Source organism: Pseudoalteromonas sp. AOP7-A1-14 (genome assembly GCF_052376275.1).
Taxonomy (GTDB): Bacteria; Pseudomonadota; Gammaproteobacteria; order Enterobacterales; family Alteromonadaceae; genus Pseudoalteromonas.
The window spans coordinates 1-483 of the sequence record NZ_JBQSVO010000294.1 but is presented as its reverse complement, the minus strand read 5'-3'; the positions used below and the strand labels follow the sequence as shown (position 1 = coordinate 483).

Annotated in this window: 1 protein-coding gene; it reads left to right on the top strand. The window is 42.2% G+C overall.

What is annotated here, in order from left to right:
* Positions 1-477, top strand: a 477-nt coding sequence (locus tag ACT3RM_RS18175) for a copper resistance protein B (protein WP_444511553.1), incomplete at its 5' end; no start/stop codon positions are given.
* Positions 478-483 lie beyond the last annotated feature (6 nt).

Sequence of the window (483 nt, the reverse complement as noted above, 5' to 3'; positions counted from 1 at the left end):
GAAAACCAAACCGATATTTTATGGGGTCACGCCGTATCAGCATATTGGGATACTCAAGCAGGTGTTCGTCTTGATTACAATAAAGAAGGTGAAAATCGGCAATGGTTGGCTTTTGGCTTACAAGGTTTAGCCCCTTATTGGTTTGAACTTGATATGACAGCATACGTAGGTGAGCGAGGCAATACCGCATTTACGTTAGAGGCAGAGTACGAACTATTACTCACGCAAAAGCTAATTATACAACCGCGAGCCGAAATTACACTTTATGGCAAAAACGATAAACAAAACGAACTTGGAAGTGGCCTATCAAGCAGCGCGATTGGCTTTAGGGTTCGTTATGAATTTACACGCCAGTTTGCGCCCTATATTGGCGTTGAATGGAGCAATAAATTTGGCAATACCGCCGACTATGCCACATCAAGTGGACAAAGTAGCAACAACACCGCATTTGTTGCGGGTATTAAATTTTGGTTTTAATCATTC